Origin of the sequence: Dysgonomonas mossii DSM 22836, from assembly GCF_000213575.1 — a bacterium.
GTDB lineage: Bacteria > Bacteroidota > Bacteroidia > Bacteroidales > Dysgonomonadaceae > Dysgonomonas > Dysgonomonas mossii.
In genome coordinates, this window is the sequence record NZ_GL892006.1 from 353,380 (window position 1) to 378,954 (window position 25,575).

The window sequence follows — 25,575 nt, forward strand, 5'->3', positions numbered from 1 at the left end:
TATTCAAACCTTACGGCAAATAGTAAGGACTTTCTTTTCATCAGATAGTGTGGTGGCGAATATATAAATTTCTCCACCTTCACTTATTCTTGTCTTTTTTCTGATCTCTTGAACAGAAACGGGAAAATTACGGGTCGTTATATTCGCTTGTTTTATAGCAGATAGATGCTGTTTTATATCTTTCTTATTAAAAGAGCATACAGTTTCAACAACAAACTTGCGCCCCTGAAATTCAGAGATCAGATCAGTAGACGTATATAAATGGCTGCTTGGGTGCAACTTCTCTAATTTGTAAATATCCGCTACAGATTTGTACATTCCCGCTTTCAATATCGAAGCATTGGGCTCGTACAGGTATTGTCCAACAGATGAAGCGTAATTAACATGAGCTGAATCTTCGTTCTCTTTACGAAATGACAGTATATCAGTCTTATCCTTTTGTATATTCACACAATGAATATGCTGATCTTTTTTATTCTTGTCTTTTATAAAAAGCAACTCCTTACACTCGTTCGCTACGCTTATAACATGGATATCTGATACGTTCCTCAAAGATTTTAGCGCTAATGAAATATCAAGCATGGGTGATAATTTTATCATTATCCTCTCGCCCTTTGCTTCCAATAAATCTTCTATCTCTATTATATTAGGGGTACAATCTTCTATACGGAATATCTTTCTCCCTTCGCTACTACGTCTTGCCGGATCGATATATATGAGATCAACAGGTGATAATTTTTCAAGATATGCTATTCCATCGGTACTCTCTACTCGAACATGTTTGAGTCCTAAAACATCTAAGTTATATTTCGCAACTTCAGCGAGTTCTTCCTGTTGCTCTATATAAATTGCCTCTTTAAACTTTGCAGCTATGAAAGAGAAATCGACACCAAAACCTCCTGTAAGGTCTATCATAGAATTTCCTTCCACCAACCCCGCCTTGTATCGGGCGGTCTGCTCCGAAGAACATTGTTCCATTGAGATATGCTTAGGATATAGAATGGAATCGATATGATACCACGAAGGCACTTTCTCTTTTGCGATCTTTCGCCCTGAAATTTGCTGTACTGCCAATTGAATATCTATATCAGGATATCGCTTTGCAGATAAAGCAAGCTCATGAATATCATCAGACTCATGCTCTTTTATAAAATCTATTAGTGAAGGACTTAGCATTACTTTTTCATTCTGATGAATCGGCTCAACGAGCTACCTCTCTTCGTGGAGTCTGGTAATATAGGAGTAACCGTATCTCGAACAGACTTCGTCTTTAATGTAGGGAATCCAAACAGATCTCTGAGGTTATCGAAGTCTTTCTTGTATATAAGACCTACCCCTTGAGATTGCGATGTTTTTCCGGTATAATAGAATTTCTCGTTATAGTGGTTGTATGCTTTTACGCGCCATGTTCCGGCATTATTGAGCAAATACTCGATATCAACGTCACTAATCATGGCTTCTTTGCCGTTATTGATATTTACATCATTGCGATATCCAAAGTTACCATTTATCAATAGCCGGTCATTCATCAAACGACTAGACAATATGAGTTCTACTTCTGTACTTGTAAAATCTTTGTCGCTATAACGTATATTCGTCCCGAGCTCCCATCTACTATCTATCTGGCTGACAATTTTGGTCAACTGATTGGACAGTGTAGCAGAAGCCACGGCGGCAAAATCTGAAGTTTCGTAAGGGGTATTCGATCCTTTAGGGCTATCAAACTTAGACAAGAGTAGCAAATATGCAACTTGCCAGTTGATCATATCAGGTGTATTTATAAGGCTCTTCACCTGCCGTGCCACTTCCGGATCGGCAGCAGGGAATTGTATATCAAGCCCCACGGTAGGTTGTCTCAATGGCCCTGTCAGATCAAGAACACAGTTTACCGGAATAGTCGTTTGCCCGGTTGTTTCTATTAAAGTTTGATCGAGATCTCTTAAACTAGCTGTAAGTTTATAGATAGCTGTTACATCCAAAATGGCTTCGAACGGATCACCCTTAAATTGTACTGTACTCCCATCCTCTATCGTAAACCGCCTTTCCATCAAGCGTTGGAAAGTAAAAGTGTAACTTCCTCTATTTATAGTATATGTTCCAAACAGACGAGGCGCAGATTTTGAGCTCCATTGAAATTGCATAGCACCACTACCCGTTCCGCTAATTAGATCACCGCCCACAGGATCCATAAGAATTTCTACTGTAGCGTTAGGTGTGGCATCAATATAAAAATTCATATTTATTTCCATCCCCGAACTCGCTTGTATCGGGGGTGCGACCTCTGCTATATTTGGAGAGGCTACAGAGTCGGTCTTGTGCTTCGATTTATAATTGATAAACGAATATTCATTTATGATATTCTCCATGAAATTCATACGGACGAGTGTCTTATCCTCAGTCCTCATGCTAATATCTATATCTACGGCTCGTTCGTCACCACCAATAGTTCCTTTTCCACTCCCGAATACCTTTCCATAGAAGATTGGATTTTGTTTTTGGGTGGCATTATATACAAGGAAATGATCGGCTGAGAGATCGACTAAATACATGAAATCCTTAAAATAATCGTGAGCCACCTTTCCGCTGGCTAAAGACTTATTATTATATTCATCGATGAGAGTGATGTTGGTAAAGTAGATAAGATCTTTCTTCATATAGATCGTATCCGAAAACTTATAATTTGTATTCAGGAAGTTAATCCCTATATTTCCATCCTTAATGTAAGCCTTGCCCTCAACGGTTACATCCGAAAAGTCTCCGAACAAATGGACTTTACCCGTACCTCTACCACTTATATTCTGAAAAACAGCCTCTGCGTACCTATTCAGAAAACTAATATCCAAGCTATCGGCATCAAAATTTATAGAAAGCCCCTGATGTATCGGATCTATTTCTCCGTCTACTTTTGTTTTCTTATTTTCTTTGCTGACAATCATGCCATCCAACATTATTTTGTTGGTTTCGTCATCCAGCTCACTGAATATATTTAACCGACCAAGCTCTGTTCCATTAAACTTAAAATCAGTGATATCCAAACGAGTATTCAGATACGGCTTGTTCTCGATGCTGGACATAAACAAGCTGCCTGTAGCCGCTCCACCAAATCTCAATACATCGATTGCTAATGTCTGGAATACATATTCTAAATTGATTTTTTTCAACTCTACCTTCAATATATCCGAAGAGCTGCTTGGCGAGTAACTGCCATTTATCTTTATCTCTTGACTTTTGTCACTTGTATATACCGAAAAATTATTAACAGTATAATGCCCATCCTGTATTTTAATATGAGATTTTTCCATCTTCCAAGTCGTATTGTTCAGCAACAGCTCGCTTGGTAGTGTTTCAAAATCAATCATCAAAGGCTTTCTGTCATCCTTGGTAAAGAGCGTGGAAATAGAAAAATCACCTTTAGCCTTCTGCATTCCATCATTAAGGAGAGAAATATTGGTATTTATCTTATTGTTGGCTAATGTAGATTTTACAGAGATTTCATTTGTCACTTCTTTTTTTCCAATTATAGAGGCATCTATACGTGTATTCACCACATTGTCTGAATTCTCATTTTCGGCAAGAACATAGCCGGATTTTATATTCATTCCGGCAGCTTTGATAGCCGGAGTAAAGATTTCCACTTTGAATTTATCCAAATGATTATCGTACCGTCCTACTATTTTAGCCTGATTTATGACTGTAACAGGTAGTTTGAATACAGAACTGAGTGTCTCCGTATTATTGATAGCAAAATCGAATGTAAAATTATTATTAACCTCGCTTTTTTCTACCTTCTTTCCATTTACTTTTATCAAAGCGGGCAAATATGGATGCAATGTCTCTAAAATACTATTTGCCATCGTAGAGAAAGAGTAGTCACCATTGACATGTCCGTTAAGGATATCAGACTTTATACTTAGTGTATGCCCCAAAGAATCTATTGTAGACTTAACAAGAAACTCGTCCATCTTGAAAACTTGATTTTCTCGAAGAAAGTCAACCGAATCGATACGTATATATCCTTGCGCATTATCTATATCCTTACCCACAAAGTCGGCATCTATATTAAACGATAAATAAGAATAAGGCATATTCTTTACCAAATGCAATTTATCTAATTGGATATCTGTAGCCTTTGCCTTAAAAACGAGTTCGGGCATATTCTTATCTGTAAGATCAAACAAGCCCGCTATATCGAGCTTTCCATTCGGGTCGTCAATCGCTAACTTACCATCGATGCGCAAACCATCATATCCGGCATCAAGCTTTATATTTTTATATGAATATTCTTTATAATCGAAGTTTGGAATAATCCCCTCGGCTTTACCTCTCAGCTTACCATTTTTTGGTTTTTCAAGATCCACTGTCAAGCTTAAAGAAGCCTTATTGAGATCTTTATTGTCCAAGAGTGTCCCCAAACTGAAATCGGTAGTATATACTTTACCTTTTACGTATGTTTCGATGCCCGGCTTCGGATTATTAACTCCGAAAAGGACATCTGTTTTAACCACTCCCAAATCAGTTTCTACACTACCAAAAGCGACAAGTTGATCGAGATAGCCCGAAATATCTCCTCTGAAAGATATTGCCCCAAGTTTTTTTAATTGAGCAGGCAGTTGCCTTTTTTTTGACGAGAAGTTGTCAATAATACTCGACAATTCAGTATGGGTTAACGATAATTCATCGACACTACCAAGTACATATGTCTTGGATGGGTCTCTCATATCTCTGATTTCTGCATTCGCAATCAAATGCATCTTCTTCCCGTAATCTAAGGATAATCCCGATACAGTGAGGTCATCAATCTTGCCTTTGACTTGCCCGCTTATAATGATCTTATCATCAAAGTCCTTTAAGATAGGGACTAATGCAGAAACATCCTGCGGCAATATATAAGAAGTAGCAACAACGCAATCGATACTGGCGTAATCCATTATCTTAGCGGTATCGCTGGTAGGAGTCAGATCTATTTCGCAACGACTTAGTTCTAATGAAGATGAAGGCAGGTCGAGTTCAAAATTCCTTATAGAAACTTTCTTCCCTTGAGTGATTATACGAAAAGTAAGATCAGATATATCCAATCCGCTTTTCTCTCTAAGAGCGAACTTTTTGACTTGAATGTTCAACGAATCTGATGTTAGAGATTTCATCGCTAACTTTGCATTCAAGTCCGAAACGGCTATATGGTTTTTGTCAAAATGATGAACAACTAACGGCTTATCTTTTACATCGTAATAGAATTGACCATTCGTAATATTTACAGCATTCAGTTTGACTTCTATTTTCGATTTGGGCTTATCGTCCTTTGGTTTAAAGGCATCGATAATATACTGTATATTCAGAGGCGAATCATCAGATTCTTTAGAAAGGTGAACCTCGAAGTCGGAAAGCCAAGCAGAGGTTACCACTATCTTATTTTGAATCAAAGAGATGAGATCGACACTGGCTGATATCTTATCGGCCAATAGTACTTTCTCCTGAGACTGATCATAGAGGTAAACACTGTCTAGCTGAACAGTATTGAATAGCTGAAAATGTAATTTACCGATACCTAATTCGGTTCCGATTTTTGCTTTTAGTTCTTCTACAATAATGCCTTTAGCATATTCCTGCACAGCAGGCATATTCAACAGTCCAAATAGCAGGGTTACGAGTCCAACTATTATACCTAATACAGTGAGAAATATTTGCTTAAACCGTTTAATATCGCTTCCTTTTTAGAGATACAAAATTACCAAAAAAAGTGATTCCCTCTTACTCCGAAAACAGTTATCTTGCACTTTTAGTGTACTATTAAGATTAATTATGGAAAACCTTTTCTAAACACACTTACAAGACAGAAAGCTTTCAGATACTACGCTATAATTTATTTCCGAAGCAAGTCGGTTATCATCAAAGGATTTGTTGTCTTCATTTCGTCTAAGACTTTCTTCACCTCATCATAAGCTGAGTTTGCCGATGTAATCCGATTCATCTCATTTGCAGTAAGTCCTACCATTTGCAAGAATGACACTTCTCCGTGCGGCGTTTGAATCTTTCCCAACTCAGGATCGGAAACAAAAGCAACCCCTACAATATTAATTTCGGCTGTAGAGTTGAGACGAATAGGGCCATTCGCCGGAATAACATGATATTCTTCAAACCACTTACCGCTCTTTATTACATAGCGGGCAAGATTATTCATGAGGTTGACCACCCAAGTAGGATCGTCGCCATCTTCGTCAAAAGGTTTGAGACGGAATGTAAATTCAAATCCCCATTTACTAAATTCACCTCCGGCAGCCTCTTCATTATAATAAAGTTCAGACATGCCATAGCTTACTAAGTGGCGATGAAACATATCTTTTTGCGAATCGTATATACTCACACCATCTAACGGGTCTTCTCCACCCACCATGTAATGCACAGGAGGAGCATAATGGCGAGGTTTTTGATCTCCATAAATACCTTCCACTACCTTATCTATCTCCAGCCACCCTACTGCATCTTCTTCATCGAATATATTCTTGTATTCTTTTTGTGTCATTTATGTACTATTCTATTCTTCTAATTTTCTGTTTTCTTTCGGACATTTAGCCCACCACACACCAATATCAGTACGATACATACAAATATAATCTTTTTAGTAAATAGTTACTGGCGATACACATAAAAAAGTGCCGGCACATGAAGTCACCGGCACATCTCTTACATTATATATCTAGTTACTCTATTGTGTCTTACTTAAAATAAGTCTCATCCAGGTAACTGAATTCCGATTTATCTGCCTTACGGATACCTACATAGATATCTTCCCACTGGGTAGGCCATCCGCCAAATATAGCACCTAGTCTAATTAGCTTGAATGCATGAGTACCTTTGGCCAATGCAACCGACTTATCACTACGTGAAAATCTGCGGGCTGTTCCATTGTTATCTTTTTCGTTAGATATCAACAATTTACCATCAATCCACAATTCATAGTCTGTAGTGAAGTAATAAACACCATCTTCAGGAATATTCACGTACCCGGTAAGGACAGTAGAATAATAGTCGTCGGCATACGGTTCTGTATAATTCGGTATTCTATGCTTAGACTTCTGTGGAGCAGCTACATATTCAGTTTCGGCAGCAGTCTTGCCTTCCAGTTCTGCCACTGTCCTTGTATATCCTTTATAGTATTCTGCTTTAAGTCCCGGATTAGCATCCTTTTCCTTCTCTACAGCCGGTGCATACGATTGCTTCTCGATAGTGATAGTACGCACATCGCTCATCTTGTCAGACAAGAGTACCGAACGTATTTTCAATGTTGTATTTTCAGTAAATGTCAATGGCTTATCATAAACCTGCGACGTCAATACAGGCTCGCTGCCATCGGTAGTATATACCATTTTTACAGGTTCTGTTGTTTTAAATTCGAGTGTAACCTGATCTGTGAATGCTACAAAGTTGCACGACGGCGCTCCCTTTTGCTCTGGTAGCGGTATATAATAATTGATGTTATGCATATCAAGACGCACACGCTGATTATCGATACGACGTTCAAAATCTTTATAGTTTTTCTTGTCTTTCGGAGTCCAATTCAGTTCAGCCAATGCAATAATACGCGGATAAATATCATATTCCATACCATTACCATTATACTTATATTCAGTCCAAACATTGGCCTGCGCACCTAAGATATGATGTTTCTTATCTTCGGCAATTTTTTCCGGAACAGGCTCATATCCATACACTTTCTCTAAATCCAAGAAGCCGCCTATCGTTACCGGAAGGTTTTTAGAATCACCTTGGTATTTGTCCAAGTACATCCATGCCCCAGGAGTCATTATCACATCATGCCCCATATTTGCAGAAGCAATACCGCCTTCTTCTCCTCGCCAACTCATTACCGTTGCCGTTGGAGCAAGTCCTCCTTCAAGTATTTCGTCCCAACCGATCATCTTCTTGTTATGTTTCAACAAGAACTTTTCGATACGTTGCACAAAGTAACTTTGCAATTTCTCTTCAGCAGAGTGAGTCTTATCCGCCTTTAAGCCAAGTTCTTTTATACGAGCCTGACACTTAGGACATACTTTCCATCTGTCTTTCGGACACTCGTCGCCACCAATATGGAAGTATTCGCTTTCGAACAAAGGAATCACTTCCTCTATTACATTTTCCAAGAACTGGAATACAGAATCGTTTCCGGCGCAATACACATCATTAGCCACACCCCAGAAACAACGCACATCGATTGGCTTTCCTGTACAAGACAGCTCGGGATATGCAGCAATTGCAGCGACACCATGTCCGGGCAATTCTATTTCGGGTATAACTTCTATAAAGCGTTCCTTAGCGTATGCCACAATCTCTTTCACCTGATCTTGTGTATAGAAGTAAGGGCCATATTCGTTCCCTTCACCCTCTGTTCTTTTTGCTCCTATCTCTGTTAGTTTAGGGTATTTCTTTATTTCGATGCGCCAGCCTTGATCTTCTGTCAGATGCCAGTGGAATGTATTGATCTTGAACATAGCCAACACATCCAATTGCTTCTTGATAAAGTCTACATCAACAAAGTGACGGCAAACATCTAGGTGCATTCCTCTGTACTTGAAACGAGGCTCATCTTTTATAGCCACTCCGGGTACTTTCCATGCAATATTCTTTACAAGCGTAGGACTTTCTATTTCGGCAGGAAGCAACTGCATCACAGTCTGCATACCATAAAACAAGCCATGCGGTGTTTTAGCCTGAATATCTATCCCCTTTTCGCTAACATCGAGCAAGTAACCTTCTTCGTTAACTGGAAGATCAGCGACAATAGACAAATTAATATAATCTGTAGCAGGTTTAGTCTTTTTAATACTCAAGTTGTATCCTGTAGAAGCTTTGATTTTTGCAGCAAAATAAGCAGCAACTTTTTCTACGTCTGCGTTGTCTGCTACAAACACGACACTTTTCCCAAGTTTGAAGGTATCTTCTCTTTGCGTCAACTCGAGTGGTAATGGCGTAATATTTATACCTTCATTGTATGGCTTAAGAACCGTGGGTTCACTTCCACCGCATGAAAGCATTAAAATTGTCACCATAAATAAAATGATTGGCGTAAGTTTTTTCATTAGTTTTTACAGGTTTAAAGTTTAATGATTATGGTATTTTAAGTTGATTTTACAAATATAACCATCGTTTATTGCATATCAGCTATCGAATAGTTAATTAACATTTAAAAAAGTAACCTTACCTTCCCTTTAAATAATACTTCAACGCAAGTATCCATAGAAAACAGCGAACAGTTCCAGTCTACAAAAAGTAACAAAAGTAACAGTTAACAATACATATTTTGATGTCACTTTTCACTGCCATAATTTAACAAACAAAAGCACGCTACTATATCAGATAAATCCAGTAAAGAAAGATTATCCAACCTCCACTACGATATAACAAAGGGACACTTCATATACATGAAGCATCCCTTCTCTAGTCAAACTTTGCAAATAAGCGTTAGATAGCGTTTATTTCTTTCAGAACAGCATTTGTTTTGTGAACGGCTGCTGCTGATGCTTCAAATTTTTCTTTTTCGTCTGCTGTAAGTTTAAGGTCGATGATCTTTTCCCATCCGTTTTTACCTAAAACTACAGGCACACCAATACAAATATCATTTTGTCCGTATTCTCCTTCAAGAGACACACAACAAGTAACTACCTTTTTCTGATCGTGAAGAATAGCTTCTACCACGTAAGCTCCGGCAGCACCTGGTGCATACCATGCCGATGTCCCAAGCAATCCGGTAAGAGTAGCACCTCCAACCATCGTATCGGCAACAACCTTGTCCAATGCTTCTTTAGACAAAAGGTCTGTTACAGGAATACCTTTGTATGTAGCTAAACGAGTTACAGGAATCATTGTAGTATCTCCGTGTCCACCTATTACCATACCTTCTACTTCATTCGGATTGCATCCTAATGCTTCGCTTAAGTAATATTTGAAACGTGAGCTATCCAATGCCCCCCCCATACCTACAACACGGTGTTTAGGAAGACCAGTCACTTTAGATGCAAGATATGTCATTGTATCCATTGGGTTGGATATGATAACAAGAACAGCATTCGGTGAGTATTTAAGGATATTTTCTGCCACACTCTTCACAATACCGGCATTTACTCCGATTAGTTCTTCACGAGTCATACCCGGTTTGCGAGGAATACCCGAAGTAATTACAACTACATCAGAGTTAGCTGTTGCTGCATAGTCGTTAGTCACACCTTTTATACGTGTATCAAATCCCAACAACTGCACAGTCTGGTTCATATCGATAGCTTTACCTTCCGATACTCCTTCTTTTACATCAAGCATCACTACTTCATCAGCCACTTCATTAAACGCAAGAACGTTTGCACATGTAGCACCTACATTTCCGGCACCTACTACTGTTACTTTAGACATAATAATTTGATTTAATATATTAATTAATAATTTGATTCTTTCATATTGCAACAAGACTGAAACAGATACTAAACAATCTCGCCTAAAAGCCTAACAAATGTACATGCTTATTCTGAAATAAAGAAGATTTTGTTCGTCAAAAATACCCCTATTTTATTAAAAAAAGCGAAAGGTTTTTAAATGCCTTTTGTTCAATCTGTATAAATCCGTTATATTTGTAGTCGCAGATTTTTAACATCATCATGGATACAGAAAAAAAGAGTAATTCGAAAATATTAATTGGAATAATAGCCCTCCTTATTTTGGGGATAGGTATAGCTAGTTACTTTATATTCAGCCAGAAGACTCAAATCGATGAACTGCAACAGGAAAGCGTTCTGAACAAACAGCAGTTGGAAGACGAGTACGAGAGCCTGTCGATGCAATACGAAGGGTTTAAGTTGAATATAAAAAATGATTCTCTTCTACAAAAGCTAACAAATGAACAAACTAAGGTTCAACGCTTACTTGAAGAGTTGAAGACTGTGAAAGCTGAAAATAAAGCTGAAATTTCCCGCTTGAACAAAGAGCTGGCTACTCTGCGCCAAATATTAAAGTCGTACATCGCACAGATTGACTCATTAAACAGGGCAAATGCTCAGCTCAGACAAGAAAAGCAGGAGATAACAAATAAGTATCAGGAAACATCAAGAACCCTGAATCAGGTAACTCAGCAAAAGCAGGACTTGACCGAAAAAGTAACCAAAGCCGCCAAGCTGGATGCCACCAATATAAGCGTGCAAGCCACAAATAGCAAAGGAAAGGTACAAAAGAAAATAAATAAAGTAGAGCAGCTGATAATCAATTTTACAATAACAAAGAATATTACTGCCGAGCCGGGTGAACGTACCATATATGCACGTATCATGAAACCCGATGATGATGTATTGACAAAAAGCAGAGCCAATACATTCCCTTACGAGAATGGAAATATCAATTACTCCATCAAGCGAGTTATAGAATACGGAGGTGAAGAAGTTGGTGTAACTATGTATTGGAATGTAGAAGAATATCTGATGCCGGGAACATACCGTGTAGACATCTTTGCTGATGGCAGTAGAATAGGCAGTAGATCTTTCTCTTTAGAAAACTAAAACCTTATTGATATATAAATGCAAATAGTAGAAGCTACTACAGACCATATTTATAATATCCAGGTACTATCAAATGTGATTTGGCCCGCTACATTTAGCAACATTCTTTCGCAAGAGCAGATAAGCTACATGATGGATATGATGTATAGTACGAGTTCGTTGGAAAAGCAGATCAATGAGTTAAATCATCACTATCTATTAGCCGAGGAAGATGGTGAATACTTAGGTTATTTATCGTACGAGCTGAACTACAAAGGCACACCAATAACCAAAATACACAAAATATATGTACTGCCGTCTATCCAAGGCAAAGGTGTCGGTCGCTTGTTTATAGATGCGGTGAGTAAACTTGCCCTGAAAAATAACAATACGCTTCTTTCGCTGAATGTAAACCGATACAACAAAGCGATTGATTTCTATAAACGAATGGGCTTCGATTTTTTCGCAAGTGAAAATATTGAGATCGGAAACGGCTTCCTGATGGAAGACTATGTGATGAATAAAGACCTGTAGCTAGTCAATAATAATATCAAATTGGTTTAGCAACCCCGCCAATCCATCTTTAGAAAAACGTGCTTTTTTGATCTGGTTCTGAGTTAGGTCTATTGAGTAATTATATGCAGTGGTAAAATCTACTTCTTGAAGATTGGTATTATAAAAAATCGTCTCTTCCAAATCAGCTTCCAAAAACTTTGACTGTTTAAGATCGGCACCCCCAAAGTCGACTCCCTTCAATGAAGTATCCTTAAAACGGGTTTTACTCATTTTTCGCTTTTCGAAAGAGGCATAATCCAATATGCAATTTTCAAAGTCGACATGAAAAATAAAATCGTGGCAATGATTAAATTTCACACCAAGCATTTTACAATTCTTAAAATGAATATTATTCAGAGTAGATTGATTGAGTTCGACCATCGACAAATTACAATCTATAAAGGAACAATCCGTAAAAGTACAAGCTATCAGCTTTGAGTGTGAGAAATCACATTTCGAAAAAGTACAATTATCAAACGACTTTTTATGTAATCCTTCTACGTAAGATTTACCTTCAAAGATTATATCTTCACTTACGATCATGCCCTCTCCTACTCTCTGATTATTTTCACTTCTCCGGTCTTACCCAATTTTATGATACTCGATGCTTTCGATTTATTTGTATCATCCTGCCTGTATTTTACGATATAATCTACACCCTGCTTTATCTCTTCGCTTATATCATCAAAGTTAGCTGGTGCAGGTTCCCCGCTGATATTAGCAGATGTAGAAACCAAGGCCTTCCGAAAACGCTTACACAACTCTTGAGAAAACTTTTCTTTTGTGATACGGATAGCGAGACTGCCGTCTTCTGCCATCAAATTAGGCGCAACATTTCGTGCTCCATCATAAATTATGGTCAATGGCTTTTCGGATAACTCTATCAGATCCCATGCTATAGAAGGAACTTCATCGATATAATAGTCGAGCTTGATAGGATTATCGAGCAAAGTAATTAGAGCTTTACTGTCAACCCTTCGCTTTAGTTCGTATACACGATGTACCGCTTCCTCGTTGGTAGCATCGCAACCTATACCCCATATTGTGTCGGTAGGATACAAAATCAATCCACCGGAAACAAGCACTTCAAAAGCCTTCTTTATATCTTCTTCCATAATTATTTATTATTAAGCAGCTGAGAAAAGTAAACATCTTCAAACTCTTCACCTCTTTGCAGCCAGTCTTTTAAAACCCCAACAGATTGATACCCTGCTTTCTGAAACAAGCTGATACTATTCGTATTGCTTTGCGCTATATACGCATAGATTTGATGAAGGTACAAAAAGTTGAAAGCATAGTTGCTCATCAGTTCCAGTGCTTGTTTGGCAAAGCCTCTTCTGCGATAGTCATCATCAATGAGGATACCAATACCGGCTCTGCGGTTATGGGCATCTATATCGTAAAGATCAATGGTTCCGACAGTTGTCTTCTCTTCTACGAGGTCTATCATCAGGCGCAATTGTTTGCTTTGGTATATATCCATCTCCAAAGAATCATTGATATACTGCCTCAGCACCAACTTAGAGTACGGAGCCAAAGTATTGCCATGATACCACAAGACTGTAGAATTCTCCCAGCGATATAAGATTTCTAAATCTTCGGGTTCTACGGCTCGCAAAACGATATCTTTGTTTTTCAATAGCATTTTGTAAAAGACTAATTTGTTAATAATTTCCCCTCTCGAACATTTCACCCAAGCGTATAAAGAAATTCTTCTTTCTTCTCCTCGCTCTTTGGTTTTCTCCCGAAGACATCATTATATTTTCGAATGAAACTTCTCCTCTTTCCATCGCTTTAATCGCATGATATATCACCCCCCAATCAGGAAGTCCGCCCAAATTGCGGTCGTCAATAAACAAATCTGCTGTTAATTTTCGGGATGCTGTTAACGAATCCTCCTCGGGATAATTTTTATTGGCTGCATAAAAATGCAACCCTTTATTTTTACAATAATCTACTGCTTCCTGCAACAGGCTGCCGTCTCGCACTGTCCAAAGAATAAGGATGTGCCCGTCTTGCTGCAATTGCAAAAGCGTTTCGATAGCAAAAGGAATGGGACGTCCGATTTTGGGATACTCATGTTCGACAATTGTTCCGTCAAAGTCTACTGCAATAACCATTTTATTTAATCTTTTATTTCTGATGTAGTATCGTTAGCTTCTTCTAAGGTCTTTCGGTTAGGATAACAAAAAAACAATGCAAATATAATTATAATTGTCATATACACAGAGTTTTTTGAATTAAACAGATACAGTCCCGCTATATTCAACATAGCCGCTGCATCTAGTACAAACATACGCAGAATATAGGCAGGAAGGTACTTCTCAAGAAACTTCTGGTGCTCCAGCTCAGCGATCCTCCGATACTGAGTATGGAATAATTTCAATGCGATTGGAATACTAGCCAAAGATATTATAATCGTATATTGCTCAAACACAACATTTGTACTTGTCGCAGTACCAAAAGTTAAACCTTTAGAGAATAATATAAATGTTAAAACAGTCAACAGCAAAAGAATGTTCGCCCAGAATAACAACATTAATGTTTTATATAGCTTTCGTTCTTTATTCTCCATTATAATTCTTACAATTTATATGACTCATTAAACAATGTCCTGTTCAGGATAGAGCGACCCAATGTTACTTCGTCGGCATATTCTATTTCATCTCCGATAGAAATCCCCCGTGCAATCATGGAAACCTTTATATCGAAAGATGATAATTTCTTATAGATATAGAAGTTGGTGGTATCTCCTTCCATCGTAGTACTCAATGCCAAAATAATTTCTTTCACGTCACCCTTGGCTACACGTGTCACCAGGCTGTCTATCTCCAGATCGGAAGGACCTATACCATCTATCGGCGAAATGATACCTCCCAACACATGATACAAGCCTTTGAATTGCATCGTGTTCTCAATAGCCATGACCTCTTTTATATTCTCTACAACACAGATAGTGGCTGCATCACGAGACTTATCCAAACAGATAGGGCAAATATCGTCATCACATATATTATGACAAACATTGCAATACTTCACTTCATGCTTCAAAGAAACCAATGCCTGAGCAAAACCTTCTACCATAGCATTGTCCTGCCTCAACAGATGCAATATCAACCTCAAAGCCGTTTTACGCCCTATGCCGGGAAGCTTTGCGAATTCATTTACTGCATTTTCTAATAAAGCGGATGGATATTTTTGATTCATGATGCCTGAAAATTTTCGGATGCAAAGATAAGAATTATTTAAGTGATTTTCTCACTGATTCAAGACATCTTAAATCTATTTAAATATTATAAGAAGGTATTTTTATGTAATTAGAGAACAAAGCGGGATTGCCATTTACAAGACAAATTTGTGCAGACTGGTTGCCTGAATAAATTTTGCTATTCGTTTTCCTGCCATGATAGGTTCAGCTTGTGAACTTATCGTTGACGATTCGGGTATTTCTATCATACCTACACTCATAGGTTAATATTATAATAGTAATTTCAGGATGCAATCGATGATGCTTTTATATTTTCCTCAAACGAATTTAGTTTATTTTTCTCACCCGCCAACCATATTACGTCACCTTCTTGGAACACAAAGCCGGAAGTGAAATTGATAATAGACTCATCTCCCCTATCGATACCGATCACCATAGATTCTGTTTTTTCACGGATACCGGCATCTACAATAGATTTATCAATAAGCGGAGATCCCGGTTCTACAAGATATTGGGATAAGCATATATAATATTCGGCTTCTTCCTCCATGAGCAAATCCGGCTCTGCCTTTTCCTCCAAATATTGAGACAGCTTTTGCATTTCCTCATCCGACCCCGAAACAACTAATTTATCAAATGGGTATATACGTGTGTTCCCATCAGGGATATTAATCTTATTACATCCTCTAACGATAGTCACAATATTTACACCCGTTTTTTGTCTAAAGTCTAACTCCCGCAAGGTTTTTCCGATGTTGGAGAATGACTGAGAGATTTCAAATTCAGCGATATGTATATTCTTCGAACGGAGGTCATTCGCTACAGTTGGCAAAATAGCTGCATTCTTCTCTTTTAGTTTTTGTTTCAGGTTTAAATTTTCAAGGAATCGTGCCTCTATCCTACGAGACTGAGCCTTGAACCCTTGAGAGAATATAATCAACGTTACAACAACCAACGAGATAATAACCATCAGTATTGTAAGCCTTGGGAATAGAGGAATCAATACCATTAGCACCAATACAATACAGATAATAATACGGAACACAATCAACGAAACCAATGCTCCTCTGTTAAGTCGGTTATCCTTCCACAGATTTTTGAACTCTTCGGAACGATTTTTCTTCATCATAATGGCTCGTAAAAATGGAGCCATCAGAGTGAGTGCAATAATCGCTATTAGAATCTGCCCCCAGACACTTCCGGGTACGTATTCTAAAATATATGGAGTTATGAAGTTCTGAAATACTAAGAGAATAGCCAAAGAGATAGTGAAATACACAGCCACTAAAGTGAGTATACTTTTCAATAATTTTCTCCAGTCATTTTGCTTATTTACGGTATCGTATCCCGATGCACCGTATCCATCTTTTATCTTAGCGAATTTATCGGGAATCCTCTTTTCCAACCAGCCGTAAGCCGTATCAGACAGCTTAATACAATACGGAGTAGTAAACGTTGTTATCACCGACACTGCCACTATTATCGGATACAGCGCATTTGTAATAACACCAAGACTAACACCTAAAGTAGCTATAATAAAGGAGAACTCTCCTATCTGTGCCAGACTGAATCCCGACTGCATAGCCACTTTCAAGCTCTCACCCGAAGCCAAGACACCTAATGTGGCAAAAGTGATACGCCCTATAAGCACAACTAAAGTAAGAATTATCACCAGTACGCCATATTCGGCAATAATAGCAGGATCGATCATCATTCCCACAGATACGAAGAAGACAGCTCCAAACAGATTCTTCAATGGCTCTATAAGGTGTTCGATATGTTTAGACTCGATTGTCTCTGCCAATATAGACCCCATTATAAAAGCACCCAAAGCGGCCGAAAAGCCGACAATAGAAGCAAAAAGAACCATGCCAAGGCAAAGTCCGATTGCCACAATCAATAAAGTTTCGTCATTCAGATACTTCTTCAGTTTCTTGAGTATTGTGGGTATCATATAAATACCTACAATAAACCAGATAAGCATGAAGAAGAACAGCTTTACGACACTGTTTGCCAATTCACCACTTTCTATATGCCGGCTCGATGCAAATGTTGTCAGCAAAACCATCATTATGATGGCTGCAATATCTTCAACAATGAGCATCCCGAATACGATTCCCGCAAACTTTTTCTTTTGCAGCCCCATATCATTAAAGGCCTTGATGATAATAGTAGTAGACGACATAGAGAGCATACAACCCAGATAAATACTATCCATCCGGGTCCAATCATCTATTAGATTTACAATGAATAGCTGCCCCGCCAGGTAGCCTATTATTATCATAGATCCCAAGTTGATAAGGGTAGCAATAGACGCTTTACCTCCAACATCCATCAGTTTTTTAAAACTAAATTCGAGCCCTAAAGCAAAGAGCAGAAAAATTACGCCGATCTCTGCCCAAATACCGACATTGCTCATATCCGATATTTCAGGTAGGGTTTTGAATATAGTTCTTATACTTTCGTCCGATGCTCCCGATATATCTATAACGAGTTTCTCTATGAACTTTTTAAAATGGAGACTTGCCAAAAATCCTGCAACAATGTATCCCAATACTACAGGTTGTTTTAGCCATTTGAATATAATAGTAACTATTCCGGCAGTTATTAATATAATTGCCAGATCACTTATAAAATCAGGAAGGTGAGCCATATAATTTTATTTTCTGCAATAAAATTCAGTATAATTTAATATAAAAATATTTGCTCTTGTTAACAGAACGTATAAAATGAGGTTTTTTCAATGTTTAAAATTATCCAAAAAAAATGATTATCGAAAATAAATAACCAAAAAGTTACACATTACAGTCTTTACTACTTTTTATTTATTTTATCATTTTTATTGTATCAATAATATATTTATGTTAGCTTTGGAGATAGTTTTTTACGTCCGATGTAAAAAAACACTTACATAACATAATGATTCAAAACAATCCAGCTCAATTTTCGCACTACAGACTGGAATTAAAACACAAAAAAATGAAAAAGATTATTTTATTAATTGTTTCCGTCATTATAGCAGGAAGCTATAGTTTTGCACAAGAGAAGGCTTATGCCCCAACGTCTTTTTGGGATCATTGGTTTATACAAGGTCAGGTCGGAGGATCTTATACAGTAAGCGAATTCCATAGCAAAGCTAAGTTTGGAGATCTCATAACCCCTCATGTAGCTATATCGGCAGGAAAATATTTCTCACCTGTAGCCGGAGCGCGTTTACAAGTGGGTGGATGGCAATCGAAAAACTATCTTGAATATACGTTAAATAAACAAGCGAAAACCGGAACTTACAAAGTGGATTATATACAAACAAGCGTTGATGGTTTGCTTAATTTAACAAATCTATTTATGCCATATAGCCCCGAGAGAGGTTTCAATCTGATTGGTATTGCCGGTATCGGTTATGCTCATGGTTTTGGAAAAGATAATATCGAAGGACTGGGAAGCATAGGCAGGACGAACAGTATTATACCACGTGTCGGATTTCAAGGAGACTTCCGTATAAGCGAAGCTGTAAGCCTTAATCTTGAGGTAATAGGCAATCTATATCCCGATAACTTCAATGGTGTGGTAGCTGATAAAAAATATGATGGTATTGTAAGCGCTCTTATAGGTCTTACTTACAACTTCACCAAAGGCGGGTTTAAGATGGTTGATGAGGCAGACCCTGCTGCAATCAGGTCGATGAATGATAAAATCAACGAATTAAGAGGACAAATAGGAAGCAAAGATTCTGAAATCAGCAGATTAAAACAAGAGCTGGCCGTTAAACCTGAACCTCAGATCGTAATAGAAAAGACGAAAGAGATCAAGGAGCAAACAGAAGTATTGATGAATGCTGTTGTTGTATTCCATATTGGTAGTGCTAAGCTTGAAAAGAATCAAGATATCAATATTTACAATGCAGCCCGTTATCTAAAAGATAATCCACAGGTAAATGTTATAGTTACAGGATATGCCGACAAGAGCACAGGTACTGCTGCTATAAACCAAAGACTTTCTGAACAACGTGCTGAGGCTGTAGCCAACGTGCTTGTTGAAGAGTATGGTATCTCAAGAAGCAGAATAACAACTAAAGCCAGCGGAGACAGAGAACAACTATTCCCTACAGATCAGTGGAATCGTGTAGTTGTATTTACAGCCGTTACAAAGTAAAAAGTTCTTGCAAAAAATAAAGAAGAGGCTGTCTCACTTTCGATGAGGCAGCCTCTTGTCGTATAAGTGTATTTGATTATTCTTCTTTTTCTACAATCTCCGAATCAATAAGCTTTACAGGCTTTGATTTTTTGCGAAGCTTCATATTCAGAAACTCTACCAGCAAAGAGAATGCGATGGCAAAATAGATATATCCTTTAGGTATCTCTCCCACCACTGATCCAAATATAGAAAGGTTAGATAAATGTGCTGCTTCTACGATTAGCATAACCCCTATCAATATCAGAAATGAAAGACCCAACATCTGAATAGTGGGATGCTCATTTACAAATCTACTTACAGGTCCGGAGAACAACAGCATTACCATTACAGCCAAAACAACTGCCGTTACCATTATCGTCATAGCACCCACATAGCCAAACTCACTGAAGCTGACAAGTCCAACAGCAGTAAGCACACTATCGAAAGAGAAAACAATATCAAGTGCTACGATCTGAGCAATAACTCCCCAAAAATTAGTTTTTGATTTAGCTGTAACCGAATCACTTTCACCTTCTAGTTTATGATGTATCTCGGTCACACTTTTGTATAATAAGAAAAGCCCTCCTACTAATATAATGATACTCTGCCCCGATATAGACCCATCAAACCATTGTGTATCAAAACTAACAATAGGCTTGGTGAGCTTCATCAGCCACGATATACAAAAGAGCAAAGCAATGCGAAAAAGCATAGCCAAAACAAGACCCACAGTACGGGCTTTGGGCTGTTCTTTGGCAGGAAGCTTAGCTGATACTATAGACAAAAATACAATATTGTCTATACCAAGTACAATTTCCAGAAAGGATAAAGTCAGAAGTGCAATCCACGCACTAGGCAAAAAGAACGTTTCCAGAATTTCCATCTTTATTTTTTTGTGTCAAAATTAATAAACATTTTGACACAAAAAAGAATCAATGTTTTTTTTCGAGATAGTCTTTTATAACAGCATTTCCGTCTGTCTTTATCAAACCCAGCATATACTGAATCTTAAGCTGCAGTTTTTTTAGTTTTGTTTTTAGTTTTGTCTTCAATTTTGCTTTCTTAATACATTCTCAATAGACAAATATAAGATATAAAATATACATCCACAATTTACTAGGTTAAATATTAACTTCGTTTAGTTTTATTTTTATCACGTCTACATATTAAAAAACATATTTATAAAATATGATGTATCTTTGTTTAAATATCAATAAATACATATAATCTCACAATATACATGACCATAAAGAAAAAGATAATCAACGACCCTGTTTTTGGCTTTATTACGATACCGAACCTATTTTTATATAAATTGATTCAGCATCCTCTACTCCAGCGGCTAAACCGTATCAGGCAAATGGGATTAGCTTTTTTTGTATACCCCGGAGCACAACACACACGCCTACACCACTCTATAGGAGCTATGTACCTGATGGATGAGGCAATAAAGGTTTTACGGATAAAAGGGCACGAAATAACAGACGACGAGGCAAATGGAGCGTTAGCTTGTATATTGCTGCATGATGTGGGGCACGGCCCGTTCTCTCATGCTTTGGAGCATACGTTGACAAATGGTATCCATCACGAAGATTTTTCTTTGGCACTTATGAATTACCTAAACAAAGAGCTAAAAGGACAATTAAGCACATGTATATCAATATTCAAGAATGAATATCCAAAGAAATTCCTGCATCAGTTAGTTAGCGGGCAGCTCGATGTTGATCGCCTCGATTATCTTCGACGTGATAGTTTTTTTACAGGTGTGACGGAAGGAAATATCGGTTCGGCTCGTATCATAAAAATGCTTGATATAAAAAACGATAAACTGGTAGTAGAAGCAAAAGGCATTTACTCTATCGAAAACTTTTTGACCTCACGCCGATTGATGTATTGGCAGGTGTACCTTCACAAGACGGCCGTTGCCGCCGAAAAGATGTTGATAAAAGTTCTGATACGAGCTAAAGAATTAACAAACAATGGGGTTAATTTATTTGCATCTCCTGCTTTGCAGTATTTCTTGCAAAAAAACATAGATAAAGCCTATTTCGAAAAGAAAATGGATGAAGTACTGCTTCACTTTGTTAAGTTAGATGATAATGATATTTGGAGCGCACTCAAGGTGTGGGCTGATCACGATGATGTAGTATTATCAAAATTGAGTGATTGCCTTGTAAACAGAAAATTGTTTAAAATAGAAATAACGAATGAAGAGCTTCCGACCTCTTATATACAGGAGTATATAGAGCGATATATGAGTGAATTTAATATTACAGAAAATGAAGCGGCCTATTTCTGTTCCTCAGATGTTATCTACACCAATATGTACAATGAAGTGGATGACAGCATTGATATTTTATATAATGATGGGACGATAAAAGACATTTCCGCTGCTTCGGATATGCTGAATATACAATTGCTATCAAAAAAAGTAGAAAAGCACTATTTTTCTTATCTTAAGATATTACCGACAAAGAATTAAAATAAAGATATATTACTTTTGTACTTAATTATGAATATAGTACAGGTCGAACAATATATAGACGAGCACCAACTATTAGAAGACGGTAGCAAGGTTATTGTAGGGGTTAGCGGTGGAGCCGACTCTGTCGCTCTACTGGATATCCTGCACTCGTTGAAATATAAGTGTGTGGTGGCACATTGCAACTTTCATCTTCGGGGAGAAGAGTCTAATCGTGATGCTTTTTTCGTAGAAGAATTGTGCCAAAAGTACAACCTTAAATATGAAAGGGTAGATTTTGATACAGAGGCCTATGCCGAGATCCATTCCATCTCGATAGAAATGGCAGCAAGAGAATTGCGATATAACTGGTTTGAACAAATAAGAACAATCCACCTGGCTGATAAGATTGCAGTTGCACATCATCGTGACGATTCGGTAGAAACCATACTTCTAAACCTCATAAGGGGAACAGGGATAAGAGGATTGACGGGAATAGCTGCCCAAAACAATAACATTATTCGCCCTCTTCTATGCCTCAGCAGAAAAGATATTTTAGAATATCTTAAAGACAGAGGATTGAAATATGTAGATGATAGTACCAATAATGAGGACTTGTATACACGAAATAAGATAAGGCTAAATATTATCCCATTGCTGGAGACAATCAACCCATCGGTAAAAGATTCTATTATCCGCACAGGCGAGCATTTATCGCAGGTGGAGAATATCTATAATTTTTATATCCAACAGGTAAAGGCAGATGTGTTGAGTGACGATAGCATCAACATCCGAACGCTGATTAAATATTTAGAGCCGGAAGCGATACTCTATGAGTTGCTTGCTCCTTACAATTTTAATACAGCAACAGTAAGACAAATTTTTGAATCGATCATAAGTCAGTCCGGAAAGATATTTTACTCCGACACGCACAAGCTGATTAAGGATAGGGAATTCTTTATAATAAAAAAAAGAGAGAAGCTCTCTGTAGACAGCTTTCTGATAAGGGAAGAAGATCGCTTGATGAGCTATCCATTACAACTATCTATCGAAACAATCCAAATAGATAATGGCTTTGTAATAGAAAAAAATAAAAATATTCTCTATCTGGATAAAGATAAAATAAAATTCCCGCTAACACTCAGAAGGTGGCATCAAGGCGATTGGTTTATTCCATTCGGGATGAAGGGCAAGAAAAAGGTCAGCGATTATTTCACCGATCAGAAGTTTACTTTGTTCGAAAAAGAAGAAGCCTGGCTACTTTGCTCAGAAAATGATATTGTGTGGATTGTTGGGGAACGTTCCGACGATCGATTTAAGATAGACAAATCTACCAGGCAAATCCTAAAGATACAGACAACAGATAATCAATTATAAAAAAAGCACCTCTCTCTATAAAAAGATGAGGTGCTTTTGTATTTAGTTAGACACTTATTTCAATTCGTATCCGGCTCCCTTAGCGTATGCTTTTTGGGTATTTACCAACTGCTCAAAACTCGCATTATAAGCATCCATTTTAGCATCATATTCGTCCGAAATCTTATCGAACTCTTCGTCCGAAGACTCTTCTGTTAAAGTCGTAAATTTCCTTCCGGCTTCTACGATTGCTCTTAAATCTTGGTATGTTTTCAAAGCAGCATTTTTAAATTCCTCTGCACCTTTTGGAGCTTCTAAGGCTTTCACAATATCCAGTTCTGCATCAATCTTTACCAATGCACTATCTGTTGCAGCAGCAATACTTTCATAAGAACCGGAAGCAATAGCCGCAGAAAGAGTCTCTGTATACGAATCGCTTACATGAGAAATAGTCTCATTCGCCTCTACAATCGTATCGTTAAATTTAACAGGAGACGTTCCACCACAAGAGGTTAAAATAAGACTTACTGTGAGTAATGATAATAATAATTTTTTCATTTCTAATTATGTTAAGATTTTTAATAAGAAATCAAAGATAGCTAAAACATATATTGAAGCCAATCTTTTAGGAAGATAAGGCTCTCTTCTTAGCCAAGAACTCTTTGATTCCTCCGATATGCTCACGCACTTTTTTATCCGAAAATTCATAGACTTTTGTCACCAGCCCGTCCAAGAAATCACGGTCGTGGGAAACAAGGATAACTGTTCCATCATAGTCTAGCAAAGCATTCTTCAGCACCTCTTTAGTCTTCAAGTCCAAGTGGTTTGTAGGCTCATCGAGAATAAGCAGATTTACAGGTTCAAGCAACAACTTTATCATAGCTAAGCGTGTTCTCTCCCCTCCCGAAAGTACTTTTACTTTCTTCTCCGAATCGTCCCTGTTAAACATAAACGCTCCCAAAATATTACGAATTTGAGTACGTATATCCCCTTCTGCAACCCGATCGATAGTCTCAAAGACTGTGAGATCTTCATCTAACAAATCAGCCTGATTTTGTGCAAAGTAGCCAACCTGTACATTATGTCCTAAAAGTATACTGCCATCGTATGAGGTTTCGCCCATCACGCATTTTACAAATGTAGATTTTCCTTCTCCGTTCTTTCCTGCCAAAGCAATTTTCTCGCCACGCTCTATCATTAGATTGGCATTTTCAAAAACCAGATAGTCATCATATTTTTTCGTTACCATATCTACCGTCAACGGATAATTACCCGAACGTGTAGCCGGCTGGAAACGAATACGGATTTGCGATTTGTCTTCTTCATCTATCTCCACACGCTCCATCTTTTCCAATTGACGGATACGGCTTTGTACAAGCACCGCTTTAGCCGCTTGCGCTCTAAAGCGTTCTATAAATTCTTCTATCTCGGCTATCTGTTTTTGTTGAGCCTCCCATGCATGTATTTGTTGTTGGCGACGCTCCTGTCTCAGTTCTACATATTTAGAATAGTTTACCTTATAGTCGTAAATACGCCCCATCGTCAACTCAATCGTACGTGTAGTTACCGCATCGATAAAAGCACGGTCGTGGGAAATAAGAACCACAGCTTTTGCCTGAGTATTTATAAAGTCTTCGAGCCAACCAATAGATTCTATATCAAGGTGATTGGTAGGTTCATCGAGCAACATTACATCGGGATTACTCAACAAGAGTTTAGCAAGCTCGATACGCATACGCCATCCTCCACTAAACTCATTGGTAGGACGATCGAGATCGGCACGCTTAAAGCCTAGACCAAGCAATGCTTTTTCGACTTCACCTTCAAAGTTGACATCTTCTACCATTGCCAAGCGTTCGTGGGCATGAGTAAAGTCATCTATCAGTTTGGCATAATCATCAGATTCGTAGTCGGTACGTGTTTCCAACTGCTTATTCATATCCTCAATCTTTGCTTGAAGATCGAAGATATAAGAGAATGCTAAAGATGCTTCTTCACGCACTGTACGTTCATCGGTAATTTTCATTACCTGAGGAAGATACCCAACGGTAACGCCATCAGGCCCGGTTATTGTCCCTCTGAAATGCGTATTGACACCTGCCAGAATTTTGAGCATAGTACTCTTCCCTGCCCCATTCTTACCAACAAGCGCAATTTTATCTTTATCATTAATGATATAGCTGATATTATCGAACAATACTCTATCCCCTAACTCAACTTTTAAGCTGTCAACAATTAACATCGAATCTGTATTTTATTTTTTGAAGGTGCAAAGGTAGAGAAAAATAAGACACGAAATATCAAAACGAATT

General features: G+C 37.9%; 21 protein-coding genes. 5 read left to right on the forward strand and 16 right to left on the reverse strand.

What is annotated here, in order from left to right; translation table 11 throughout:
- Nucleotides 1–3: 3 nt before the first annotated feature.
- The 5 genes from HMPREF9456_RS08385 to mdh form a co-directional block, all read right to left on the reverse strand.
- On the reverse strand, nucleotides 4–1,176 hold the full coding sequence (locus HMPREF9456_RS08385) for a THUMP-like domain-containing protein (protein WP_006843068.1): 1,173 nt from the start codon (nucleotides 1,174–1,176) through the stop codon (nucleotides 4–6).
- The gene (locus tag HMPREF9456_RS08390; RefSeq protein WP_477181430.1) at nucleotides 1,176–5,699 is read right to left on the reverse strand and encodes a translocation/assembly module TamB domain-containing protein; all 4,524 of its coding nucleotides are present in this window, start codon (nucleotides 5,697–5,699) and stop codon (nucleotides 1,176–1,178) included. The genes HMPREF9456_RS08385 and HMPREF9456_RS08390 overlap by 1 nt, the downstream gene beginning before the upstream one ends.
- Before the next feature lie 161 nt (nucleotides 5,700–5,860).
- On the reverse strand, nucleotides 5,861–6,520 hold the full coding sequence (locus HMPREF9456_RS08395; RefSeq protein WP_006843070.1) for a suppressor of fused domain protein: 660 nt from the start codon (nucleotides 6,518–6,520) through the stop codon (nucleotides 5,861–5,863).
- 193 nt (nucleotides 6,521–6,713) lie between these two features.
- Nucleotides 6,714–9,074 (reverse strand): family 20 glycosylhydrolase, encoded by a 2,361-nt coding sequence (locus HMPREF9456_RS08400; RefSeq protein ID WP_006843071.1) that lies wholly within the window; start codon nucleotides 9,072–9,074, stop codon nucleotides 6,714–6,716.
- 382 nt (nucleotides 9,075–9,456) lie between these two features.
- Nucleotides 9,457–10,398 carry a malate dehydrogenase gene (gene mdh, locus HMPREF9456_RS08405; RefSeq protein ID WP_006843072.1) on the reverse strand — a complete coding sequence of 314 codons (942 nt, stop codon included), beginning with the start codon at nucleotides 10,396–10,398 and terminating at the stop codon, nucleotides 9,457–9,459.
- A gap of 242 nt (nucleotides 10,399–10,640) precedes the next feature.
- Between mdh and HMPREF9456_RS08410 the strand changes: the two genes are divergently transcribed.
- Both HMPREF9456_RS08410 and HMPREF9456_RS08415 read left to right on the forward strand, forming a co-directional pair.
- Nucleotides 10,641–11,531: a hypothetical protein gene (locus tag HMPREF9456_RS08410; RefSeq protein WP_006843073.1), complete on the forward strand. Its 891-nt coding sequence runs from the start codon at nucleotides 10,641–10,643 to the stop codon at nucleotides 11,529–11,531.
- An 18-nt stretch (nucleotides 11,532–11,549) separates the two neighbouring features.
- Nucleotides 11,550–12,044 (forward strand): GNAT family N-acetyltransferase, encoded by a 495-nt coding sequence (locus HMPREF9456_RS08415; protein WP_006843074.1) that lies wholly within the window; start codon nucleotides 11,550–11,552, stop codon nucleotides 12,042–12,044.
- On the opposite strand, the gene HMPREF9456_RS08420 is transcribed toward HMPREF9456_RS08415, so the two are convergent.
- The 8 genes from HMPREF9456_RS08420 to HMPREF9456_RS08450 form a co-directional block, all read right to left on the reverse strand.
- Complete coding sequence (locus HMPREF9456_RS08420; RefSeq protein WP_006843075.1) at nucleotides 12,045–12,608, reverse strand: pentapeptide repeat-containing protein; 564 nt, start codon at nucleotides 12,606–12,608, stop codon at nucleotides 12,045–12,047.
- Between the two features lie 8 nt (nucleotides 12,609–12,616).
- Nucleotides 12,617–13,180, reverse strand: coding sequence for an L-threonylcarbamoyladenylate synthase (locus HMPREF9456_RS08425; RefSeq protein ID WP_006843076.1), 564 nt, complete (start codon nucleotides 13,178–13,180; stop codon nucleotides 12,617–12,619).
- A 2-nt stretch (nucleotides 13,181–13,182) separates the two neighbouring features.
- Complete coding sequence (locus HMPREF9456_RS08430; protein WP_006843077.1) at nucleotides 13,183–13,710, reverse strand: GNAT family N-acetyltransferase; 528 nt, start codon at nucleotides 13,708–13,710, stop codon at nucleotides 13,183–13,185.
- Between the two features lie 19 nt (nucleotides 13,711–13,729).
- Nucleotides 13,730–14,185: a BT0820 family HAD-type phosphatase gene (locus HMPREF9456_RS08435; RefSeq protein ID WP_006843078.1), complete on the reverse strand. Its 456-nt coding sequence runs from the start codon at nucleotides 14,183–14,185 to the stop codon at nucleotides 13,730–13,732.
- Nucleotides 14,186–14,190: 5 nt separating this feature from the next.
- Nucleotides 14,191–14,640, reverse strand: a complete 450-nt coding sequence (locus HMPREF9456_RS08440; protein ID WP_006843079.1) for a hypothetical protein — start codon at nucleotides 14,638–14,640, stop codon at nucleotides 14,191–14,193.
- 8 nt (nucleotides 14,641–14,648) lie between these two features.
- Nucleotides 14,649–15,272: a recombination mediator RecR gene (recR, locus tag HMPREF9456_RS08445; protein ID WP_006843080.1), complete on the reverse strand. Its 624-nt coding sequence runs from the start codon at nucleotides 15,270–15,272 to the stop codon at nucleotides 14,649–14,651.
- 135 nt (nucleotides 15,273–15,407) lie between these two features.
- Nucleotides 15,408–15,533, reverse strand: coding sequence for a hypothetical protein (locus HMPREF9456_RS17615; RefSeq protein WP_006843081.1), 126 nt, complete (start codon nucleotides 15,531–15,533; stop codon nucleotides 15,408–15,410).
- A 23-nt stretch (nucleotides 15,534–15,556) separates the two neighbouring features.
- Nucleotides 15,557–17,926, reverse strand: a complete 2,370-nt coding sequence (locus HMPREF9456_RS08450; RefSeq protein ID WP_006843082.1) for a monovalent cation:proton antiporter family protein — start codon at nucleotides 17,924–17,926, stop codon at nucleotides 15,557–15,559.
- Nucleotides 17,927–18,252: 326 nt separating this feature from the next.
- On the opposite strand from HMPREF9456_RS08450, the gene HMPREF9456_RS08455 reads away from it, so the two are divergent.
- Nucleotides 18,253–19,425, forward strand: coding sequence for an OmpA family protein (locus HMPREF9456_RS08455; RefSeq protein ID WP_245531009.1), 1,173 nt, complete (start codon nucleotides 18,253–18,255; stop codon nucleotides 19,423–19,425).
- A 76-nt stretch (nucleotides 19,426–19,501) separates the two neighbouring features.
- Here the strand turns inward: HMPREF9456_RS08455 and HMPREF9456_RS08460 are convergent, their stop codons facing one another.
- Nucleotides 19,502–20,329 carry a TerC family protein gene (locus HMPREF9456_RS08460; RefSeq protein ID WP_006843084.1) on the reverse strand — a complete coding sequence of 276 codons (828 nt, stop codon included), beginning with the start codon at nucleotides 20,327–20,329 and terminating at the stop codon, nucleotides 19,502–19,504.
- 357 nt (nucleotides 20,330–20,686) lie between these two features.
- Here HMPREF9456_RS08460 and HMPREF9456_RS08465 point away from each other — a divergent pair, with 357 nt between their 5' ends.
- Nucleotides 20,687–21,928 carry an HD domain-containing protein gene (locus HMPREF9456_RS08465; RefSeq protein ID WP_006843085.1) on the forward strand — a complete coding sequence of 414 codons (1,242 nt, stop codon included), beginning with the start codon at nucleotides 20,687–20,689 and terminating at the stop codon, nucleotides 21,926–21,928.
- 30 nt (nucleotides 21,929–21,958) lie between these two features.
- Nucleotides 21,959–23,284, forward strand: a complete 1,326-nt coding sequence (gene tilS / locus HMPREF9456_RS08470; protein ID WP_006843086.1) for a tRNA lysidine(34) synthetase TilS — start codon at nucleotides 21,959–21,961, stop codon at nucleotides 23,282–23,284.
- A gap of 54 nt (nucleotides 23,285–23,338) precedes the next feature.
- On the opposite strand, the gene HMPREF9456_RS08475 is transcribed toward tilS, so the two are convergent.
- Together HMPREF9456_RS08475 and HMPREF9456_RS08480 are read right to left on the reverse strand one after the other, a co-directional pair.
- Nucleotides 23,339–23,821 (reverse strand): hypothetical protein, encoded by a 483-nt coding sequence (locus tag HMPREF9456_RS08475; RefSeq protein ID WP_006843087.1) that lies wholly within the window; start codon nucleotides 23,819–23,821, stop codon nucleotides 23,339–23,341.
- A 67-nt stretch (nucleotides 23,822–23,888) separates the two neighbouring features.
- Complete coding sequence (locus HMPREF9456_RS08480; RefSeq protein ID WP_006843088.1) at nucleotides 23,889–25,505, reverse strand: ABC-F family ATP-binding cassette domain-containing protein; 1,617 nt, start codon at nucleotides 25,503–25,505, stop codon at nucleotides 23,889–23,891.
- Nucleotides 25,506–25,575 lie beyond the last annotated feature (70 nt).

Bases quoted from the DNA above. Each gene is read 5' to 3' on its own strand.
- HMPREF9456_RS08385 (WP_006843068.1), bottom strand. From the start codon at position 1,176: ATGCTAAGTCCTTCACTAATAGATTTTATAAAAGAGCATGAGTCTGAT.
- HMPREF9456_RS08395 (WP_006843070.1), bottom strand. From the start codon at position 6,520: ATGACACAAAAAGAATACAAGAATATATTCGATGAAGAAGATGCAGTA.
- HMPREF9456_RS08400 (WP_006843071.1), bottom strand. From the start codon at position 9,074: ATGAAAAAACTTACGCCAATCATTTTATTTATGGTGACAATTTTAATG.
- mdh (WP_006843072.1), bottom strand. From the start codon at position 10,398: ATGTCTAAAGTAACAGTAGTAGGTGCCGGAAATGTAGGTGCTACATGT.
- HMPREF9456_RS08410 (WP_006843073.1), top strand. From the start codon at position 10,641: ATGGATACAGAAAAAAAGAGTAATTCGAAAATATTAATTGGAATAATA.
- HMPREF9456_RS08415 (WP_006843074.1), top strand. From the start codon at position 11,550: ATGCAAATAGTAGAAGCTACTACAGACCATATTTATAATATCCAGGTA.
- HMPREF9456_RS08420 (WP_006843075.1), bottom strand. From the start codon at position 12,608: ATGATCGTAAGTGAAGATATAATCTTTGAAGGTAAATCTTACGTAGAA.
- HMPREF9456_RS08425 (WP_006843076.1), bottom strand. From the start codon at position 13,180: ATGGAAGAAGATATAAAGAAGGCTTTTGAAGTGCTTGTTTCCGGTGGA.
- HMPREF9456_RS08430 (WP_006843077.1), bottom strand. From the start codon at position 13,710: ATGCTATTGAAAAACAAAGATATCGTTTTGCGAGCCGTAGAACCCGAA.
- HMPREF9456_RS08435 (WP_006843078.1), bottom strand. From the start codon at position 14,185: ATGGTTATTGCAGTAGACTTTGACGGAACAATTGTCGAACATGAGTAT.
- HMPREF9456_RS08440 (WP_006843079.1), bottom strand. From the start codon at position 14,640: ATGGAGAATAAAGAACGAAAGCTATATAAAACATTAATGTTGTTATTC.
- recR (WP_006843080.1), bottom strand. From the start codon at position 15,272: ATGAATCAAAAATATCCATCCGCTTTATTAGAAAATGCAGTAAATGAA.
- HMPREF9456_RS17615 (WP_006843081.1), bottom strand. From the start codon at position 15,533: ATGAGTGTAGGTATGATAGAAATACCCGAATCGTCAACGATAAGTTCA.
- HMPREF9456_RS08450 (WP_006843082.1), bottom strand. From the start codon at position 17,926: ATGGCTCACCTTCCTGATTTTATAAGTGATCTGGCAATTATATTAATA.
- HMPREF9456_RS08455 (WP_245531009.1), top strand. From the start codon at position 18,253: ATGAAAAAGATTATTTTATTAATTGTTTCCGTCATTATAGCAGGAAGC.
- HMPREF9456_RS08460 (WP_006843084.1), bottom strand. From the start codon at position 20,329: ATGGAAATTCTGGAAACGTTCTTTTTGCCTAGTGCGTGGATTGCACTT.
- HMPREF9456_RS08465 (WP_006843085.1), top strand. From the start codon at position 20,687: ATGACCATAAAGAAAAAGATAATCAACGACCCTGTTTTTGGCTTTATT.
- tilS (WP_006843086.1), top strand. From the start codon at position 21,959: ATGAATATAGTACAGGTCGAACAATATATAGACGAGCACCAACTATTA.
- HMPREF9456_RS08475 (WP_006843087.1), bottom strand. From the start codon at position 23,821: ATGAAAAAATTATTATTATCATTACTCACAGTAAGTCTTATTTTAACC.
- HMPREF9456_RS08480 (WP_006843088.1), bottom strand. From the start codon at position 25,505: ATGTTAATTGTTGACAGCTTAAAAGTTGAGTTAGGGGATAGAGTATTG.